Below are 17,369 nucleotides of genomic sequence, written 5' to 3'. Positions count from 1 at the left end.
CTCTCCTCTTAGTTGTTGGACTCGACGGTTGCGATGGTGTCGACCGCGTCCTCGAGTTGCAGATTCAATAGCTTCATGCCGTATTCCGGCACGTTGATATCGATGGGTTGGCCATACAGGTCGCCGGGGCGCACAAAGGCGATAACCGTCATAATGCGCGCCATGGTCTCGGGCGATTCGGTGAGCCCACGCTCAAACCAGCGCTGAATCAGGCCGACCTCGGCACTCACGACATAGGTAACGTAGTAGTCAAAGAAGGTGCCCAGTGCCAGGCCCAAGATGCCCGTCTGTGCACGCGGCACCACGGCCTCGCGTGCGGTATCGATGATCTTTTTAATAAAGGCGGAGTCGCCGCCCGGGCCCAGTAGGGCCCCGATAAGGTCGCGATTAGCCGCAAGATAGCGAAGCAGCTCAACCGAACCGGGTGCCGGCTCGAGCTCGTCGATGTTGCGGTAAAGATCGGGTAATTGAGCTGCGGTGATAAGCTCCACCCGCTCGCGAATCTCGGCAAGCAGGCCGTCCTCGATCTGACTGATAAAGTCGGGGATATCGCGGTAGTGCGAATAGAACGTTCGACGCGTAAGACCGGCGCGCTCGGTGAGCGACGCGACGTTAATGCGCGAAAGGTCGCCGCTTTCGGCAAGCTCGCTGGCAAGCGCCTGGCGAAGGGCGCGCTGCGAGCGAAGGGACCGGCGATCACATTTCTCGAGCTGGGACAAGCGTCCTCCTTGTTACTCAGACTGTACGCTATTGCACAGTGCGAGTATTATTGCACACCGTGTGTATCAACACGTAAAGGCAATATTTGGAATGTGACAAAGGGCAGTCCCTTTGTCACATTCAGCGACCGCCTAGGTTGTGCCAGTTGTGCCTGGCTTTTGGAGCGGCATTGCCGATTGTTCAAAATGTCATTCGTGGGTAGAATAGTGTCGACGGCAGTCCAAGTTCTGGAAAGCTGGGCAGCGCCGTTGCTTGGATTAAGGGGTCAACGCCTTAGCGGCGGCGACCCCTTTTACGTTGCTTCGAACGTTGCTTGAGTGCCTCGGAAAGCCCGACGAGCGCCGTGGAGAACGAGACCAAAGCGGTCAGAAGTCTCACGAAATCAATCAGATCGGTCATGGGCATCACCTCCCATCAGATGGAGGGCGTTGCCCGGCACATGGAACTGCCGCCAACAGTATCAATTCTATCAAAGCGCAGTTAGATATGCGAATGTTTGTTCGTATTTCAAGAGACCAGCGTCACCTGTGACAAAGGGGCTGTCCCTTTGTCACATTATTCGATTACGGTGCAGGAATTCTGCTTGTGCATGGTGGCAAGCATGTGTTTGGGAACGGCGTGGACCATGCAACTGCCGATAGTTGCGCTCGCGGCGTCCTTGGCTGCCTCGCTTGCGTTTTTGGTCGCGTAGCTGTGGCGGAAGCGTTTGAGCATGGCAATGTCGTTGCCGCCGTCGCCGTAGACCGCGACCTCGTCCTCGGCAATGCCGTAGTAGCCCGCCAGCCAGGCCACGCTCTCGCCCTTGTTGCATGCCACATCCGTGATCTCAAACATCACCGGGTCAAACGGCGCGTTGACCACGCGGTCCGAGCGCTCGGCCAAATACGCCTTAAGGTCGCGCTCCAGCTCGGGCGAGATCACACGGCAGTTGATCTTGCACACATCGTGGCGCAGAATGTCACCGATCGACTGGTCGAAATACTGTTCCTCGTGATACCCGCCACGTGCACGCATGCCGCGCATCACGATGCGCTTGATAGGACTGTCCTTTTTAAAGCCCGCCTGATGCATCTCGAACGAGCCGCTCGAGAACATGCCATCGGGCGTGGAGCAATCAAAGCAAATGTCCGGGAACTCCTTGAGCAGCTCCTCGGTGATCTGCGGATCGATGGTCCAGGTCTTGAGCACCTCGCCATGACTGTCGCGCACAATGGAGCCGTTAGAGCAGCAGGCATCGAGCGCCAGGCCCGTAAAGCCATGCTCGCCGACCGGCAGCGTCGAGCGCCCGGTCGCGGGAACCACATGCAGGCCAGCCTCGGTCAGCTCGCGAATGGCACGGCGGATGGTCCCATCCGCTTCGTGCAGGGCGTTCAGCAGCGTTCCGTCTAAATCACTCGCGAACATCTTGATCATGGGCATGCCTCTCCTTCGTCTGCACGATATTGTAGACGAAGGAGAGGCATGCCCAAACAATGCCGTCACGGCGCGACGCGCCACTGCCTTCACAAATTCACGGTGCCCCAGCGCCTTAAGACATTCGCCATAAGCGACTTTTCAGCCGATAAAACAGCGCCGTCGTCAACGTCAGCACCGCAAACATGCCTGCGAATACAATCGCCGGTGTCCATCGATCATATGCGAGCCCGTAAACCAATTGGCCAATAGGCGTTGCACAGGAAGGCATCATATAAACGAGTGCCAGCACTTTTCCGCAGAGTTCCTTTGGCGCTGACCGCTGAACAAATGAAACAATTTCGACCGATGCAATGCTTGCCCACGCCATGACCCATGCCGAGCCGGCCGCAAGCGCGGCAAACGCTAATTCATCAGGACCGCTCAGTAGCGTGACAATAATCGGTACGACTCCAAAACAAATCATCGCAACATATCGACATATGCCCTTGAAGGAAAAACGATGCGGCCAAATACCGACCAAACCACTGCCGACAAGACCGCCTAAGCCCATAGCCACCTCAATAATCCCAACAAAGGATGATTGCATTCCGAGATGCTTTGCAACAATAACGGGAGCACCAATCGTTAACCCAACTAACGCAAGGTTCAAAATAGCCGCAAGCAAAAACACAACGAGCAATGATGCGTTTTGAAACAGGTACCGAATCGACTCCCGAAAATCGCTTCGGCATGTCGAGCAAGTCGTACTGTCCCCTGTCATTCCAGATGAGGCATTTTGCTTGAGTGCGCCCCCGAACAGTAGGGCTGACATCGCAAACGTCAACGCCGCGGTTTCGCATAGAGCATCGATACCAAAGCACCCATAGACTGCCGTCCCGACTACAGGCCCCAAGATATTGCTCGCCATGGTTATCTGCGAGACCAACGCAGTGGCACGCTCAACCTTTTCTGGGCCCGTCATGCGCACCGTCTCAATTTGAAGCATCGGTTTCAGCAGCGATTGGATGCCATATTGGACGCAAAGCATTGCTACCACGACAACGGCAAGAGGCAGCGAACGCTTCATGGGGATAAACAACAGTGATGCAGCCATCAGAACAATGCCGAGCACCACAAGGGCCCCGCGATGACTTCCGCGATCCGCCAAGATTCCGCCAGCCGGAGTCGCAAGCACGCCCGGCACGAACGCTATCGCCGCGACGGCACCATATAACGTTGATGAGCCGCTGCAGTCGAACAAGTAAAGCGGGCACGCAAAGCACAGTGCCGACAACATCGAATACGCGCACAGCTGTGCAACAAGAAGACCGAAAAGCCTGATAGATTGCACTGTTTTTTGCGTCAACGAGACGCTACTCCTCCGCATTCCAGCCATAAGCCTGCCCCCTATACATACCATTAGTATGTATTTAATGACTTGAAAAGGGCAGCCGTGGCTACCCTTACAAATCAATTACATACCGTCAGTATCTATATTACCACCCAGCACGGTTCCATACGTCCCATATCTGAGCCGTTGTCTGGAGCACTTCATTACCCAAATCGAGCCCCACCGCGGCCGCCATCTGCGCCAAACATTGCGCGCGAGCGAGCATTCGACCCTTGTTCTCAAGCGGACGGAACAGCGGCAACAGCCAAAGATTCGCCAACAACGATACCGCCTCCGCCGCTTCGCGTGGGCATGCACACGCAATGGAGCCGTCGGCGATGCCCTCCTCGATCACTGGCAGGAGATAGCCATCGGCCGACTCGTCAAACGAACCTTGGTACTGCATCGCCAGCAGCCGCGAGCTTTTCACCGGATCTGCCGCAGGATGCATGCGAGCCCATAGATCGATTTGCGGAACGACGGACTCGGGCGCATAAAGTCGTTTGAGCTTTTGGGCTCCCGTCATATTGCCAGCACCGAGTGTCGCGCGGCGGCGCTCAACAATCGGAGCCATTGCCCGATCAAATGCGGCGTTGAAAATCTCTTCTTTGCTCTTAAAGTGATGATAGATAGCACCCTTGGTCATGCCATCGAGGCGGTCGACGATATCTTGAATGCTCGTCCCCTCATAACCCTGTGCGCAGAATAGCTCCAGCGCCGCGTCGAGAATCTTCGCGACCGTCTCCTCGGGATATTTATTACGACCCATAATCCGTCCATCCGCAACGCAAGTCTTGTGCCTCATTGCAGCATTTTAACGTTGCGAATGACAGGTGGTCGATCCTACACCGCGGCGGGGCCGTGCTCGCCGGTACGGATGCGGATGACTTCTTCGACCGGCTCGACCCAAATCTTGCCGTCACCGACGGCACCGGTGCGGGCGGCGTTGCAGATGATGTCGACAATGCCGTCAACATGCTCATCGGCACAAATGAGCGTGAACTGCACCTTAGGGATCGTGTTGACAAGCAACTCGTTGCCGCGCACGTATTCCTTCCAGCCATGCTGCGCGCCGCAGCCCTGCACTTGGTTGATAGTCATGCCACGAACATCGGCAGCAAACAGCGCGTCTTTAAGAACCTCAAGCTTCTCCTGGCGCACGATAGCCGTGATCTTTTTCATAATGAATTCCTCTCTTTATCAAATAAATGAATTGCCATTCAATGACGCGGGTTTCCCAGGTGCCGCAGATTGGGTTGAAAGAGGGGCGCCGCGTACTTTTGTACGCAAGCGACGGTTTGAAACCCAAGGTGCGGTGCCTGGGGAAGCCGCGCGACGGTTTGAAGGGCAAGGTGCGGAGCCTGGGGAAGCCGCTAGTCAAGTCCCGAGAAGGAGGGATACGCACTTTCGCCGTGTTGACTCGCATCCATGCCCAGCGCCTCGTCGGCCTCGTCCACGCGCAGGCTGCCGTGGAACAGCGCCTTGACCACCGCGGCGATCACCAAGTCGAGCACCAGTACAATAGCGACCGTCACCACAATGCCCAAAATCTGCGAGATGAGCAGCGAGACATCGCCCGTGTAGAACAGGCCGCCCTTACCGGTCCACGAGAGCTCCGGCACGCAGAACAGCCCCGTGAGCACGCCGCCCAGGATGCCACCGATGCCGTGGCAGCCAAACGCGTCGAGCGCATCGTCGTAGCCAAATTTGGTCTTAAGATGGCTGATGGCCAGGTAGCAGACGGGAGATACGATCAGGCCCATGACCAGCGCCGCCCACGGCTCGACAAAGCCCGCACCCGGCGTGACCACCACAAGGCCCGCAACCAGACCGGTGCTGGCGCCCACCAGCGTGGGGCGACCGGTGTGCGCGCGCTCGACGGCAAGCCACGAGACCATGCCCGCCGCGCTAGCCGTCACGGTGTTGAGGATGGCGAGCGCCGCCACGGCGTCGGCCTTAAACTCGCTGCCGCCGTTAAAGCCAAACCAGCCAAACCAAAGCAAGCCGGCGCCCAGCGCCACAAACGGCACGTTATGCGGGCGATAGCTCACCATGCCAAAACCGCGACGACGGCCGAGCATCAAGCAAAGAATCAGACCCGTCAGACCGGACGAGATGTGCACCACGTCGCCGCCGGCAAAGTCGAGCGCGCCGATGATGTCGCCGATAAAGGAGCCCTCGCCGCCCCAAACCATGTGGGCAAGCGGCGCATAGACCACGAGCAGCCAAATGCCCAGGAAGGCCGCCATGGCACCAAACTTAACGCGGCCGGCCAGGCTGCCCGTGACGATAGCGGCGGTGATCATGGCAAACGCCATCTGGAAGGCGATGTTGATGATCTGAGGGTAGACGGCACCGTCCGCGGCATTGCCCTCGGCCGCCTGCAGCATCTGGTTGAGTACCGGCAGGCACAGCAGCTGTTCAAGGCCTCCAATAAACGGGCTGGAACCGTCGCCGCCATAGGCCAGAGACCAGCCGGCAACAATCCACAGCACACCAACCAGGCCAATGGCGCCAAAGCACATGAGCATGGTGTTGATGACATTTTTGCGCCTGGACAGGCCGCCATAGAAAAACGCCAAGCCCGGTGTCATTAAAAACACGAGCATGGTGCAGACGAGCATAAACGTTGTCGATCCCGTATCGTACATTCGCTCCCCCTTGATCGCATGAACGTTGTCGGCGCCCATAATGCGGCCGAGGGGCAACTGGTGTAGACCAGATACGGCGTTGTTAAACGCGGCGTTGTCGAATGGAAACGGTGCCGCAATCTTGGAAACGGCGCGGCAACGGACGCGAAACGAAGGGGAAATACGCGAGCAAGGCGGCCGCGAGCACACCCGTCCCGGCTAGCGCCGAAACAGCTCGTGGGCGCGGTCGCGGAGATTAGTTGCTCGAATGACACCTTCGTAGCGATTGATGCGCAGGCGCGGGAAGGCATTGAAAAAGCGCAGGTCGCGGCGGCTGAGTGACACGCTCGGCACCGGACGGCCCATGCGCTTGCCGGCAAGGCGACGACTGAGCGACGGACGCGACATACTCGGCGCGGCATCGGCCACGCGGCGGGCGGCAAGCGCCAAGCCGCGAGCACCATCCGCGATAAACGTCGGCATCGAAGCCTTCTCGCGCAGGGCATCGAGCGCGGCGTCACCCAGCTCGGCCAGCCACGCGTTAACGGCACGGCTACGGATGTGCGTCTGTGCTACCGAGTCAATCGTAGAATCGGGAATACGTTCGAGCACTGAGTCCGAGGCATCGGCAAGCGACTCATTGATGCGGTCGGCAAGGTCGGCCCGGACCCGCTCCAGCTGATCAGACAGACGCCGCCAGCTCGCCAACGAGCACACCGCGTCGACCATCATCGCGACCGCGGCGATAAAGGCGGACAGCCGCACAATCAGCACCGGCAGATGGCCAAGCAGCCCCAGCAATGCCGGCTCCACTAAACGGCAAATACACAACGCACCCAAGCCAAACGCGCAGGCCCAGTACAGACAGATGCGTCCGTGCAAGTTAAACGGCAGGTGCGAGTAATCCCAAAAGCGAGCGCCCGTTGTTTTTTCCAACAGCACGCCTACGCTGTACTCAATCACGCTGCATACGAGCGCTGCAGCGACAAACTGGCTCGAGGCATCCGGAATCCCACGCAACAGCAGCCAGCAGGCAATGCCGCCCGCACCATAGATGGGGCAGCACGGCCCCAGCAAAAAGCCACTGTTGGCAAATCGTCCGTGATTGAGCATGGCGCATACTGTCGACTCCCATGCCCAACCGCAAAACCCGTAAAAGGCAAACGAGAGCACCAGTGCCGAGAGTGGGCAGGCGGCAAGCGTCACGCCGCCAAATGCCATGTCGATCGCGGTCCCCACCGTCTACCCTCTCCTCTTCTCGCTCGAATCTTTGCTCGAGCCGTCACTCGAGCCCTCGTTCGAATCGTTCGCGCCGCCTTTGCGCGGCAGGCGGCCGGCGACCGTCTCACGCAGAGCACACCATTTATCCGCCAGGCAAACAATCCACGCCTCGCGACACGTCGGCGGCACGGGCACCAGCGGAAACATATGCCGCCCGATGATATTCCGCTCGCGCAACGTCAGCTCAAAATCTTCCTCGGCACGCGCCAGGGCAAAAAACGGATGCCGAAATCCGTGCAGGCGATGGCTCGGATCGGGATCGTGCCAGTCATAGAGAAAGTAATCGTGTAACAAGGCTCCGCGCAGCAGCGAGGCGCGGTCGATCGAAATGCCAGCACGGCCCAAGTGCTCGGCAAAGGACAGACTTGCCCGTGCCACCGAGGTCACATGTGCATAGACCGTCACGTCGCCATGCTGGATAAACTCGCGTGTCAGGTCCAAGCGGCCCGCCTGGGCGAGCTGGCGGGCGGCATCGTCGACCTCGTGCGCGATTTTCTCGGCACGAACGGCATCGGACATGCTGCCTCCTTCCAGCGGCTCACGGCGGCAAGCCACGGCCTGCACGTATTGAAAAAATCATCATCGAATCTATCAGTATGGCATCGGACAAAACGTTTTGCCCCACCAGTTGTCGAATTACCGCGCCGCCGTCACATATCAAACGCCAAAATGTGCGAGACTGTCTTGTGCAATTGTGTCGGCCGAGGGAGCGCCGGCGCTCGATTCGCATGGAGTAACCCACAACGATGCTGCTTACGCAAACGACAACGCCCGAGGACGTCAAGGCTCTCGACCGCGCCGAGCTTCCGCTGCTCTGCGGCGAGATTCGCCACGCCATCCTCGAAAGCTCAGCCGCTGTCGGCGGACACGTTGCCCCCAACCTGGGCGTCGTTGAGCTTACGGTTGCGCTTCATCGCGTGTTTAACTCCCCTATCGACAAGATTGTCTTTGACGTTTCGCACCAGACCTACGCCCACAAGGCGCTGACCGGGCGCGCGTATACCTATATCGATCCGGAACGTTTTGGCGAGGCTTCTGGCTTTGCCAATCCCGACGAGTCCGAGCACGACCTGTTCGCCATGGGCCACACCTCCACATCGGTGAGCCTGGGCTGCGGCTTGGCACACGCCCGCGATCTGGCGGGCGACAGCTACAACGTCATCACCATCATTGGCGACGGCTCGCTTTCGGGCGGCTTAGCGTTTGAGGGCTTCAACAATGCCGCCGAGCTCGACAGCAACCTGATCATCATCGTCAACGATAACGACCAGTCCATCGCCGAGAACCACGGTGGCCTCTATCGCAATCTGGCCGAGCTGCGCACCAGCAACGGCACCTGTGAGCGCAACGTTTTCCGCGCGATGGGACTCGACTACCGTTATTTGGACGCCGGCAACGACGTGTTGGCCCTGGTCGACGCGCTGCAGGAACTGCGCAATATCGATCATCCCATCGTGCTGCACGTCTCCACCGCCAAGGGCAAGGGCTTTGAGCCGGCCCAGAGCGACCCCGAACGCTGGCACCACGTGGGTCCGTTTGACATGGCGACCGGCCGCAAGCTCTGCCCGGGCCATCCAAGCGAGCCTGCGCCGCGCACCTATGCTGACATTACGGGCGAGGCGCTCAGCGCCGCCATCGAGCGCGATCCACAGGTCGTTGGCATCACGGCCGCCACGCCCTACATCATGGGCTTTACACCCGAGCTTCGCGCTGCCGCCGGCAAACAGTTCGTCGATGTGGGCATTGCCGAGGAGCACGCCGTGACCTTTGCCACCGCGCTTGCGCGCTCGGGCGCCAAGCCAGTCTTTGGTGTGTACGGTACGTTTTTGCAGCGCGCCTACGACGAGCTGTGGCACGACCTATGCCTCAACGACGCCCCCGCAACCATTTTGGTGTTTGGTGCGTCAATCTTTGGCACCACGTCCGAGACGCACCTCTCGTTCTTTGATATTTCCATGCTGGGCGGTCTTCCCAACATGCACTACTTGGCGCCGGCCTGCATGGAGGAATATCTGTCCATGCTGAGCTGGTCGCTCGACCACCGCGAGCATCCCGTGGCGATTCGTGTACCGGGCATCGGCCTGGTAAGCCGTCCCGATCTGGCGCCCGCCGAGGGCGCCGATTACAGCGTCGTGCGCTACAACGTCGCGCGTCAGGGCCGCGATGTGGCCGTGCTCGCGCTTGGCGACTTCTTTGAACTGGGCGAGCGCGTGGCAAACCGCTTGGCTGCCGAGTACGGCATCGAGGCCACGCTCGTCAACCCGCGCTTTGCAACCGAGCTTGACCGCGAGTTCCTCGACAGCCTTGCCGCCGAGCATCGCGTTGTCGTCACCCTCGAGGACGGCATCTTGGACGGCGGCTGGGGCGAGCGTGTCGCGTGCTACTTGGCCTGCACGCCAATGCGCACGCGCACCTTTGGCATCGCCAAGGGCTTCCCCGACCGCTACGACCCCAACGAACTGCTCGCGCAGAACGGCATGACGGTCGAGAACATGGCTGCCGAAGCCGCAAGACTACTCAACGAGTAAGAAAACCTCCGCAAGGAAAGCACCCCTGCGGAGGTTTTTATTTTCCCAACTCAATTATCTCGATCTGTAACATCTAGGGCCCGAATTCCCGTCTAACTGTTACAGATCTAGACAAGACGTCTTAGTCCCTGACCTTTGTCTCAATCTGTAACAGATAGAGACCTTTTGGCCCTCCAGATGTTACAGATTGAGACAAAGCAGCGAGGCAGGCCGTCACATCTGCAAGAACCACCACAAAGGTGCCTGTCCCTTTTTGGTAGGTAGAATTACCCATAAGGTAAGTATGTTTCTGAGTTATTTCGTGTTGACCCATTTGAGCGCGATAGGGTATAACTCTACTCAACCGCTAGGGATTTTATTGAGAAAGGTGTTCTACCATGAGCAAGAACCTCTCCCAGCAGGTCGTTCTCGACCGCCGCGGCTTTGTCGCCGCTACCTTCGCAACCGTCGCCGGCCTTGGTCTTGCCGGCTGCTCCGACACCAGCGCCGAGGCCGACAAGGGTTCCGCCGCCGGCTCCTCCAAGGGCTCCGAGGATACCGAGGTTTCCGCTACGCTCGATGCCAAGGCATTCGACAAGCTCGTCGACAACGGCCCCAAGGCCGATGACGACGCCATCGCCGCCAGCACCTGGGCCACGGCCGTCAAGGACGCCGGCGTCTTTAAGATCGGTGGCGTTCAGACCTCCACGCTCTTCTCCCTCCTCAACGAGAAAGACGGTCAGACCCGCGGCTTCGATGCCGGTATCGCGCAGCTCCTGTCCAACTACATTCTGGGCGAGAACAAGGTCGAGATCACCCAGGTGACCTCGGACACGCGCGAGTCCGTCCTGCAGAACGGCCAGGTCGACGCCGTCTTTGCCACCTACACCATCACTGACGAGCGCAAGAAGCTCGTCTCCTTCGCCGGCCCCTACTACTACACGCAGCAGGCCATCCTGGTGCTCGCCGATAACGACGACATCAAGAGCGTCGACGACCTGGCCGACAAGAACGTCGCCGTCCAGTCCGGCTCCAACGGCCCCGCCATCCTGGAGGAGTTCGCCCCCAAGGCCAGCCAGCAGGAGTTCAAGACCGACGAGGAGGCCCGCCAGGCACTCCAGCAGGGCCGCGTTGACGCCTACGTCATCGATAACAACATGCAGCAGAGCGCCCTGGTCCGCGAGCCCGGCAAGTACAAGATCGCCGGCAAGCCCTTCGGCAGCAAGGAGCCCTACGGCATCGGCCTGCCGCTCGATTCCGACGGCGTCGCCTTTGTCAACGACTTCCTTAAGAAGATCGAGGACGATGGCACCTGGACCGAGCTGTGGCAGATCTGCATCGGCGACCGTACGGGCGACACCAATGTTCCCGAGCTGCCCGAGATCGGCGCCTAGTCAGCGAGCCTGGTAACGGCCGCAACGAAACCATATGGAAACGCACGATCCGCTTTATTGCGGTAAACTGTTTCCTCACTGAGTTGTCGGGGCTTCCGTACACACGGGAGCCTCTTTCCTTATCGGCGGGAGGTCCGCATGAGTCTCTCCGAACTCTGGTCGCTCTATGGCCAGAACTATATCGACGCGCTGCTAGCAACCTGGGGCATGACGCTTGAGTCGTTTGCCATCGCCATGGTGCTGGCCGTCGCCGTCACCGTGATGCGCGTGTCGCCGCTCAAGCCGCTGCGCGTCTTTGGCGACCTGTATGTCCAGGTCTTCCGTAATATCCCCGGCATCGCGCTGCTCATCATCGTCGTCTATGCGCTGCCGCCGCTCAAGGTCGTTCTGCCCTACCGCACCTGCGTTATCGTCGCCACGGTCCTTTTGGGCTCGGCCTTTGGCTCCGAGAACTTTATGAGCGGCATCAACACCGTCGGCGTCGGCCAGGTGGAAGCCGCCCGCTCGCTGGGCATGAGCTTTAACCGTATCCTCGCCAAGATCGTGATTCCGCAGGCGTTGCGCTCGAGCGTACTGCCCATGACCAACCTCTTTATCGCCGTCATGCTCACCACCGCGCTCGGCAGTCAGGTGCCGCTTAAACCGCAGGAGCTCACCGGCGTGGTGAGTTACATCAACACGCGCTCGCTCGGCGGCGTCGCCGCGTTCTTTATCTCGGCGCTCGGCTACCTGGGCACGGCCTTTGTGGTGAGCCACATTGGCAACTACATCGATAAGAAGGTGAGGATCCTCCGATGAGCAAGAACTCCTCCCCTGCGCTTACCATGCGCGATGCGCTCTACGAGGCTCCCGGCCCCAAGATGCTCGCCAAGATTCGCATCGGCACCGCCATCTCGCTTGTTGCCGTCGCCGCACTCGTCGTCCTGGTACTGCAGCGCTTTTATGTGACCGGCCAGCTTTCGGTCCACTATTGGTATTTCTTTACGCACCTCACCACCTGGAAGTTCCTGCTTGCCGGCTTTGAGGGCACCGTTAAAGTCGCACTCACCGCCGGCGCCATCGCGCTGGTGCTGGGCTTAGCCCTTATGCTCGGCCGTACCAGCGACATTAAGCCGCTGCAGCTGGTCTGCCGCGTGCTCACCGATTTCTTCCGCGGCGTACCGAGCCTGCTGTTTATCTACTTCTTCTTTTTGGTGCTGCCCCAGTACAAGATCGCGCTGCCGTCGTTTTGGATGCTCACGCTTCCCGTCGCGCTCGCTGCCGCCGGCGTGCTGGCCGAGATTTTCCGCGCCGGCGTCAACGCCGTACCGCGCGGGCAGGTCGAGGCGGCCCAGGCGCTCGGTCTCTCCAAAGCTAAAATCACCTTTAAAATCGTGTTGCCGCAGGCGATTCGGTTTATTATCCCGTCGTTGATTTCGCAGCTTGTGGTCGTAGTCAAAGACACCACCGTCGCCTACGTGGTGAGCTACCCCGACCTCATGCAAAATGCCCGCGTGCTCATCACCAACTACGACGCCCTTGTGTCGGTCTACCTGGTGATCGCGGTCATCTATATCCTCATCAACGTCGCGATTAACAAGGCCGCTGTCTACGTTTCGCACAAGACCGGCGTGACCATCATCCGCTAACGCTTTACCATTTCGAGTCATAAGGAGCCGAGCACCATGGCACAGAGCACTTCTTCTACCGGCAATCAGCCGCTGATCAAGCTCAGGCACGTCGATAAGCACTACGGCGACTTGCACGTCCTCAACGACATCAATCTGTCGGTCGACCGCGGCGAGGTCGTCGTGGTGATTGGCCCCTCGGGCTCGGGCAAGTCGACCATGTGCCGCACCATCAACCGCCTGGAAACCATCGACTCGGGCGAGATCCTCATCGAGGGCGAGCCCCTGCCGCAGGAAGGCAAGGATCTTGCCCGCATGCGTGCCGAACTGGGCATGGTGTTCCAACAGTTCAACCTGTTTGCACATATGACGGTGCTGCAGAACGTCATGCTGGGACCGGTCGATGTGCTGGGTGTCTCCAAAGATGAGGCCCGCGAGCGCGCCATGGACCTGCTGAGCCGCGTGGGCGTTGCCGAGCAGGCCGACAAGGTGCCCGCACAGCTTTCGGGCGGCCAGCAGCAGCGCGTGGCCATCGCCCGTTCACTCGCCATGCAGCCCAAGGCCATGCTCTTTGACGAGCCCACGAGCGCCCTTGACCCCGAGATGATCAACGAGGTGCTCGAGGTCATGGTCCGTCTGGCGCAGCAGGGCATGACGATGATCGTTATTACGCACGAGATGAACTTTGCCCGCCGCGTAGCCGACCGCGTCGTCTTTATGGCCGACGGCCAGATCGTGGAAACCGGCACGCCCGACGAGTTCTTCGACCATCCCCAGACCAAGCGCGCCCAGGACTTCCTCAACTCCATCAAGGGCCACTAACCCAATTGCCGCGCGGGGCAAATTCATCACCAGCGTTTGCCCCGCGCACCCCTGTGCCATGTCCACCCGGATTCGAAAGCAACACCTATGATCGGAACACGTACTTCCTCGTCCTATACCCCGCACGTCGACGTCGCCCCCGCCGACCGTCCGCTCATCCTCGTCGCGCCGCGCTGGGAAGATGCAAAGCCGTTTTTAAGCGAGACGCTCTCTCCCAACGAGGAAATCGCAAGCGTCTTTGTCGATGCCATCCTTGCCGCCGGCGGCCTGCCACTGCAGATGTCCATCACCGAGGACATTGAGGTCATCCGTCATTACGCGGAAATCGCCGATGGTGTCGCTATTCCCGGCGGCCCGGACGTCAACCCCAAACGTTGGGGCGACGAGCGTCCTTACGATCCCACGCTGTGCTGCGAGATTCGCGACCGTTTTGAGTTTAAGCTGGTTAACGAGGTGCTTCGCGCCAAGAAGCCGCTCTTTACCACCTGCCGCGGCACGCAGCTGCTCAACGTCGCCACTGGCGGCACCCTGTGCATGGACGTGCCGAGCCTGGGCGCTCGCGAGGGCCGCACGCAGTGGCGCCATACCCACGTGCTCAACGACCCCGTGCATCCCGTCGAGGTCGTGCCGGGCTCACTTCTGGAGCGCGCGGTTGGCGGGCACAGGCTGATCCAGACCAACTCGGCACATCACTGCTGTGTCGATCGCCTGGGTAAAAGCACGCGTCTGGTCGCCAAGGCAACCGATGGCGTGCCCGAGTGCATCGAAGTCGAAGGCCAGCCATTCTGTCTAGGCGTGCAATGGCACCCTGAGTACACGTGGAAGACGCTCGAGACCGACTTTACCCTGTGGAAGTCGTTTGTCGAGGCAGCGGCAAAGGTTAAGCAGGCTCGCTAGCTCGCGAATCACACAGGCTTAAACCTTCCATGCCAGGGGGGGGGCGGACACCAGCCACGGTGCCCGCCCCCCCCTGTATTTGGTATGCTCGGTATGATCATCCCTCACAAACAATCAAAGAAATCTCGACCGTAATCGGTCTACGGTAAAGCAAATGGTAAAAACGCTTGCTACGTTTATTAGGCAGTCAATTAGAATCGAAATGCATTGACTATTCCCCAACGGGGTCACGCCGCAAATCCACATGAGCATCGAGGCTGGAAGCGGAAGCATGGAATTGGCCCCGAGCTGTATGTAGATCGCTACAACGTTGACAAGCAACAGCATGCCAATCGGACCGAAGCCGGACCCAAAATAGGAAACAGCGATCACGCAAGAGACCACGTATGCAAGGCAGACGACACTCGCCAGAAGAAGTCGATAGCAAAATATATTCAGGTTGAAATACTGCTGAGCATCCAAAACGATTACGCAGTTAAGACAGTACAAAACGACACTCGACAAGATAAACGCGCCCAAAAGGGCAAAAGAAGACAGCGCCACTCGCGCAACGATAGCGCACACACGCTTCCCTCCCCGAGCCTCCGACAATCCCCAGGGTTCCTCAATAAAGCCCGAACTGACAAAGCGAGGCACAATGCAAGCCGCGATGAACGGAAAGAACAATGCATGAGCCAACGGGGCTACGTTGAACAGCAGACCGCGAAAAACCTCTGCATTACCAAATAGAAGGACATCCTCTGCCGATAGCCGAAGCGTCGGGTCTGGGAAAAAGCCCAAGAAACTGTTCTCACGGAGGCTACAGAACCACATCGGGAAAGAATTAAGCTGCAATACCACCATGCACGCATAAATTACCAGGATTAAGGCGTACGTCCATTTGCTCACATGCTTCAATTCTGAATGAAGGAATCTTCTAGTCTGACGAGCCATTGAGCACACCCCCAGCACGAAAGCTCACGAGAGCGTAAATCAATACCGATAGACAGCTGGCTGCCACGCCATATCCCAGAAGTGTCAGCTGACCCATATCGCTATACCCAAAGGCACATCCGACTCCAAGGTACGGCCCCGGAAGAAAGAAGATCCATCGCAAGGACGGTATGGGCGTCTGAAGGTAAGTTCCGTAGAGCGTCAAGCTCATGACAAATCCAATAATTATCGCAGCCCCGCTCAATACAGCGCTGCCTGTAATCCGATAGATGGTCACCGTCTCCAGCGCAACCGATATCACCAATACAGCGTTGACTATCATTGCAGGCAAAAATGCAGCCAGCATGTCGTGCGAGAGGTTATGCCCTCCACGTATTATGGCTATTGCAAAAAGAAGAAGGCAAAGCGCGCTATATGCTACGCCAATTATTAAAGCAAACGAAAGCACATGTGCTAGGACCCCATTAAAGCGGGTAAGACCTCTTGCTGAAGAAATTCGGTGTCCCTCTTCATAGCCGCGCTCCTGTAAAATCGCCAGGCAAACGATGAGCGGAACGAACAGAGACGTGCCGGCAAAAGCACTGCGCACAAGGGACTCATCGGGTGCAGAAGGATCGATTACATTCCAGCAGAAACCAATATCCTCCCCAAAAACGCTATTGCCAAAGGCGAGCAACGTTGTTCCGTTTTTTAGAAAGACACCGAAGAGAAGGCCGAACGCCAGAATAAGCGCAAGACCAAACTTCGCCGGAAACATCCTGTGCAAACGCATCATATCTGCCTTTATGGGGTGGATCGCCCGCTTCATAGCGAGACCGCCTTCATCAAGCGCCTGTAATACTCTTTTAGGGATGGCGCCTCGTCCCTTATGGCATCCATCGATTCCTTTTTCAGCAGTTCGCCGTCATGAAGAAACAGGCAGCTTGTTGCAACCGATGCCAGCTCATCCAAGTCGTGGCTAGAGATAAGCATGGTTTTGCCCTGCTCCCGATTCAATCGACCGATAAGGGTCCATATACTCTCGATTCCCAACGGATCCAATCCATTTGCCGGCTCATCGAAAATTAGTACGTCGGTGTCGCCCAACAAAGCCGTAGCTATATCCAGTCGCCGTTTCATTCCCAGAGAAAAACTGCTCACACTCTTTTTCTCATCGGCATCCAGCCCGACTAGGCCCAAAACGCGAGGAACCTCACGTTTCTCATCAAGCCCCCATTCCGCACATCGGATCCGAAGATTCTCAGCCGCACTGAGGGATTGGTATGCTCCGCTGGAATCTGGCACATAGCCGACACGCGTCCGCATCAGGCTCAGCTCTTTTTTCGACTTGCCTCCAAAGAGCTCCACGCTCCCCGACGATGGTTTACAGAGGCCCAGCACTATTTTAATAAGCGTGCTTTTGCCAGCCCCGTTTGCACCAACAAGGGCGCAGAGCTCAGACTGGTGCACCTCGAAGGAAACATCATGCAACACACGCCGTTTCCCATAGCGCTTTGACACCTTTGATAGCTTTATCGCTGATGCGTTCATTGGACCCCCGTTCTGCTTGATAGAAAAACCGCTCATATCGTTCCTTCTATCCTTTATCGTTTTCCATGGTTGTTATTGTTTTTCGATAACTCATATTTGTCAAGATAATCTAAAAGAAGGGACCCGTGTTAGACACGTGAACTGCCTCCCATTTCTTGGACATCGGGAAATGGGAGGTTTTCCATGAGTATAGACCTCAGGGTGAAGCACGACCTGGAGTCCAGGAGGCGGGCCGTCGAGCTCTTCGACGCCGGCGTCGGCTG

At 58.3% G+C, this 17,369-nt stretch carries 17 protein-coding genes; 6 read left to right on the top strand and 11 right to left on the bottom strand.

Annotated elements, in window-relative coordinates:
* Nucleotides 1-8: 8 nt before the first annotated feature.
* The 9 genes from AAAV44_RS07660 to AAAV44_RS07620 all read right to left on the bottom strand — a co-directional run bounded on the left by AAAV44_RS07660 (nt 9) and on the right by AAAV44_RS07620 (nt 7,935).
* Nucleotides 9-719 carry a TetR-like C-terminal domain-containing protein gene (locus tag AAAV44_RS07660; RefSeq protein WP_349115245.1) on the bottom strand — a complete coding sequence of 237 codons (711 nt, stop codon included), beginning with the start codon at nt 717-719 and terminating at the stop codon, nt 9-11.
* A 274-nt stretch (nt 720-993) separates the two neighbouring features.
* Nucleotides 994-1,119: a hypothetical protein gene (locus AAAV44_RS07655; RefSeq protein WP_260699404.1), complete on the bottom strand. Its 126-nt coding sequence runs from the start codon at nt 1,117-1,119 to the stop codon at nt 994-996.
* A 156-nt stretch (nt 1,120-1,275) separates the two neighbouring features.
* Entirely contained in the window at nt 1,276-2,133 is an 858-nt protein-coding gene (locus AAAV44_RS07650) for an HAD family hydrolase (protein WP_148331933.1), read from the bottom strand.
* Between the two features lie 115 nt (nt 2,134-2,248).
* Nucleotides 2,249-3,481, bottom strand: a complete 1,233-nt coding sequence (locus AAAV44_RS07645) for an MFS transporter (protein ID WP_349115244.1) — start codon at nt 3,479-3,481, stop codon at nt 2,249-2,251.
* Between the two features lie 130 nt (nt 3,482-3,611).
* The gene (locus AAAV44_RS07640; protein ID WP_349115243.1) at nt 3,612-4,274 is read right to left on the bottom strand and encodes a helix-turn-helix domain-containing protein; all 663 of its coding nucleotides are present in this window, start codon (nt 4,272-4,274) and stop codon (nt 3,612-3,614) included.
* 74 nt (nt 4,275-4,348) lie between these two features.
* Nucleotides 4,349-4,687: a P-II family nitrogen regulator gene (locus tag AAAV44_RS07635; RefSeq protein ID WP_099432138.1), complete on the bottom strand. Its 339-nt coding sequence runs from the start codon at nt 4,685-4,687 to the stop codon at nt 4,349-4,351.
* Nucleotides 4,688-4,878: 191 nt separating this feature from the next.
* Nucleotides 4,879-6,156, bottom strand: coding sequence for an ammonium transporter (locus AAAV44_RS07630; protein ID WP_349115242.1), 1,278 nt, complete (start codon nt 6,154-6,156; stop codon nt 4,879-4,881).
* A 198-nt stretch (nt 6,157-6,354) separates the two neighbouring features.
* Nucleotides 6,355-7,374, bottom strand: a complete 1,020-nt coding sequence (locus AAAV44_RS07625; RefSeq protein WP_349115241.1) for a putative ABC transporter permease — start codon at nt 7,372-7,374, stop codon at nt 6,355-6,357.
* A gap of 3 nt (nt 7,375-7,377) precedes the next feature.
* A complete protein-coding gene (locus AAAV44_RS07620) occupies nt 7,378-7,935 on the bottom strand; it encodes an HD domain-containing protein (protein WP_349115240.1) in 558 nt (185 codons plus the stop codon).
* Nucleotides 7,936-8,162: 227 nt separating this feature from the next.
* Here AAAV44_RS07620 and AAAV44_RS07615 point away from each other — a divergent pair, with 227 nt between their 5' ends.
* The 6 genes from AAAV44_RS07615 (at nt 8,163) to AAAV44_RS07590 (ending at nt 14,643) form a co-directional block, all read left to right on the top strand.
* Nucleotides 8,163-9,944 (top strand): 1-deoxy-D-xylulose-5-phosphate synthase, encoded by a 1,782-nt coding sequence (locus tag AAAV44_RS07615; protein ID WP_349115239.1) that lies wholly within the window; start codon nt 8,163-8,165, stop codon nt 9,942-9,944.
* Between the two features lie 377 nt (nt 9,945-10,321).
* Nucleotides 10,322-11,317 (top strand): glutamate ABC transporter substrate-binding protein, encoded by a 996-nt coding sequence (locus AAAV44_RS07610; protein ID WP_271749032.1) that lies wholly within the window; start codon nt 10,322-10,324, stop codon nt 11,315-11,317.
* Nucleotides 11,318-11,455: 138 nt separating this feature from the next.
* On the top strand, nt 11,456-12,115 hold the full coding sequence (locus AAAV44_RS07605) for an amino acid ABC transporter permease (RefSeq protein WP_006234894.1): 660 nt from the start codon (nt 11,456-11,458) through the stop codon (nt 12,113-12,115).
* Nucleotides 12,112-12,945 (top strand): amino acid ABC transporter permease, encoded by an 834-nt coding sequence (locus AAAV44_RS07600; RefSeq protein ID WP_349115238.1) that lies wholly within the window; start codon nt 12,112-12,114, stop codon nt 12,943-12,945. The genes AAAV44_RS07605 and AAAV44_RS07600 overlap by 4 nt, the downstream gene beginning before the upstream one ends.
* Nucleotides 12,946-12,981: 36 nt before the next feature.
* The gene (locus AAAV44_RS07595) at nt 12,982-13,746 is read left to right on the top strand and encodes an amino acid ABC transporter ATP-binding protein (protein ID WP_117802879.1); all 765 of its coding nucleotides are present in this window, start codon (nt 12,982-12,984) and stop codon (nt 13,744-13,746) included.
* An 87-nt stretch (nt 13,747-13,833) separates the two neighbouring features.
* Nucleotides 13,834-14,643 carry a gamma-glutamyl-gamma-aminobutyrate hydrolase family protein gene (locus AAAV44_RS07590; RefSeq protein WP_349115237.1) on the top strand — a complete coding sequence of 270 codons (810 nt, stop codon included), beginning with the start codon at nt 13,834-13,836 and terminating at the stop codon, nt 14,641-14,643.
* 916 nt (nt 14,644-15,559) lie between these two features.
* On the opposite strand, the gene AAAV44_RS07585 is transcribed toward AAAV44_RS07590, so the two are convergent.
* Both AAAV44_RS07585 and AAAV44_RS07580 read right to left on the bottom strand, forming a co-directional pair.
* On the bottom strand, nt 15,560-16,384 hold the full coding sequence (locus AAAV44_RS07585; RefSeq protein ID WP_349115236.1) for a hypothetical protein: 825 nt from the start codon (nt 16,382-16,384) through the stop codon (nt 15,560-15,562).
* Nucleotides 16,381-17,142, bottom strand: coding sequence for an ABC transporter ATP-binding protein (locus AAAV44_RS07580; protein WP_349115235.1), 762 nt, complete (start codon nt 17,140-17,142; stop codon nt 16,381-16,383). The genes AAAV44_RS07585 and AAAV44_RS07580 overlap by 4 nt, the downstream gene beginning before the upstream one ends.
* Nucleotides 17,143-17,369 lie beyond the last annotated feature (227 nt).

The organism is Collinsella sp. CLA-AP-H1 (assembly GCF_040092945.1).
In the GTDB taxonomy this organism is placed as follows: domain Bacteria; phylum Actinomycetota; class Coriobacteriia; order Coriobacteriales; family Coriobacteriaceae; genus Collinsella.
Note: the sequence above shows the minus strand (reverse complement) of the source record. Positions and strands in the feature narration are given on the sequence as shown.